Annotated in this window: 3 protein-coding genes; all 3 read left to right on the forward strand. The window is 66.8% G+C overall.

The genetic code is table 11. The annotated features are described in order from the left end of the window. On the forward strand, window positions 1–910 hold a 910-nt coding region (locus tag HMPREF0591_RS29340; RefSeq protein WP_007172500.1), incomplete at its 5' end, for a Mu transposase C-terminal domain-containing protein. Further along, on the forward strand, window positions 898–1,923 hold the full coding sequence (locus tag HMPREF0591_RS29345) for a TniB family NTP-binding protein (RefSeq protein ID WP_007172501.1): 1,026 nt from the start codon (window positions 898–900) through the stop codon (window positions 1,921–1,923). The genes HMPREF0591_RS29340 and HMPREF0591_RS29345, both read left to right, overlap by 13 nt. Then, on the forward strand, window positions 1,913–2,365 hold a 453-nt coding region (locus HMPREF0591_RS31730; protein ID WP_040624447.1), incomplete at its 3' end, for a TniQ family protein. The genes HMPREF0591_RS29345 and HMPREF0591_RS31730, both read left to right, overlap by 11 nt.

Consider the following 2,365-nt stretch of genomic DNA (forward strand, 5'->3'; position numbering starts at 1 on the left):
GCCCGCCCACCCGGATACGCCGACCGACAAACCCAAGATCGAGCGGACCCTGCAGTCGGTGGCCACCTTGTTCGCCCAGCATGTCGCCGGGTATGTCGGCTCCAGCGTCGAGCGGCGCGGCAAGAACGCCGAACAGGACGCAGTGTGGTCGATCGTGGAGCTGCAAGCCCTGCTGGATGAGTGGATCGTCGCGGTATGGCAAAACCGGCCCCACGACGGCCTGCGTGACCCCGTCACCCCGGGCAAGGCGTTGACGCCCAACGAAAAGTACGCCGCCTTGGTCGAGGTCGCCGGGTATGTTCCGGTGCCGCTGTCGGCCGAGGACTACATCGAGTTACTGCCGTCGTGCTGGCGGCGCATCAATGCCTACGGGATCCGGGTCAACAACCGCAGCTACGACGCTAAGGCACTCAACCCCTACCGCCGCCAGCACTCGGGGGTGGAATCCAAGAAGGGCCAGTGGGAGGTGCACTACGACCCCTACGACGTGTCGCGGATCTGGGTGCGCAACCATCACGACGAGGGCTGGCTGGCCGCGACCTGGACGCATTTGCGCAGCCACCCGGTACCGTTCGGCGAATTGGTATGGCAGCATGCGCGGTCCGTGCTGGCCCAGCGCGGATGCGATCAGGCCACCGAAGCCGAGATCGCCCGCGCGGCCGATGACCTGCTCGACCGGGCCGCGCAAGGCCCCGCCCCCACCCGACAGGAATCCAAGGATCGCAGGGTGGCGGGTCGAACGCGAGCCACCGCGACACCGGCCTGGCCCCGCCCGCCGGATACCGCAGAACCCTGCGATGAGGAGCCGCCGCCAGGCGGTGACGAGGACGCCGACGACATCGAGATCGCCCAAGTCATTCCACTACCGGTGTTCGATGCACGCAAGGAGGCTGAATCGTGGCGGCTGTGAACACTTTTGCCCCGGTGAGCCAACTCGAGGACCGGCGCCAACCCACCACCACGCTCGAGGGTTGGCGCCGTTTCGTCGATGCCGATCCACCCGAGTTCACCCTGTTACCCGATGAGCAGTGGAGCACCCTGTCGGAGACCGAACGGACCAACTACAACGAAGCCCGGGTAGCGCATCACAGTGAACTGGTCGTGGTCACCACGTCGGCGATCCAGCGCATCACCAACGAAGGCCGGCTGCTGACCCTGCTCAACCAACGCGAGATCGGCGCCCGGCGCGGGCTGATCATTTCCGGGGCGGCCGCGACCGGCAAGACCACCGCGGTCAAACAACTCGGCCGATTCCACGAACTGCGTATCAGGACACGATTCGCCGACAAGTCCCGGATCCCGATCGTATACGTGACCGCGCCCCCGAAAGGCTCGGCGCGCAAACTCGCGATGGAGTTCGCGCGATTCCTGGGCCTTCCGCCGATGCAACCGCGGATGAATGTCACCGATATCGCCGACGCTGTCTGCCAGGTCCTCATCGACGCCCGAACCGACATCGTGATCGTCGACGAGATCCACAACCTCAACCTCGATACCCGGGCCGGCGAGGAACTGTCCGATCACCTGAAGTACTTCACCGAACACCTGCCCGCCACGTTCGTCTACGCCGGCATCGACGTCGAGCGCTCCGGTGTGTTCACCGGCACCCGCGGACGCCAGCTCGCCGGGCGCTGCGGTGTGATCAACACCAGCCCGTTCCCGTACGCCGGGGAATGGAAGTCGCTGGTGGCCGCGATGGAAGGCACCCTGCGGTTGCACCATCACACCGCGGGAACGCTGGTCGCCGAAGCCAAATACCTGCATCGACGCACCGGCGGAATGATCGGCAGCCTGGCGCACCTGATCCGCTCGGCTGCGATCCGCAGCATGCTCGACGAAACCGAGAACCTCACCAGGGATCTGATGGACACGGTGCTCATCGACTACGCAGCCCAAACATCGGCGCAACGCCATGCCAGCTGACGTATCAACCCCACCGGCGTGGCCGCAGGGGCCTGCCGCGCCACTACCGCGCACCGTCACACCGTTTCGTGGCGAAACGGTGCAGTCCTATCTTGATCGGCTCGCGCACGCCAACCACCTAGAACCCCGAGGTCTGCGGCGCTACCTGGCCGACGGTCCAGCGATCTGCCGTCCCCGGCCGGACTGGTTGGCAACCGCCAGCGGCCAGCCCGTGGGCATCCTTCACGCCCGGCTCATCGGGCTGGCCGCCCCCGACCGCGACACCACCCGCCAACGCCGCCACGCCCGGCCCGCATGCCGCCTGTGCATGGCACGCCGCGGTGTCTATGAGCCGGTCTACTGCTGGTTGCCCGACTACGCGACCGTCTGCTGCCGCCACCGCCGATGGATCGGTGCAGGCACCTCCACCCTCGACGATCAACGCGATCTGCGCTGCGCCCCC

Origin of the sequence: Mycobacterium parascrofulaceum ATCC BAA-614 (assembly GCF_000164135.1) — a bacterium.
Classification (GTDB): Bacteria; Actinomycetota; Actinomycetes; order Mycobacteriales; family Mycobacteriaceae; genus Mycobacterium; species Mycobacterium parascrofulaceum.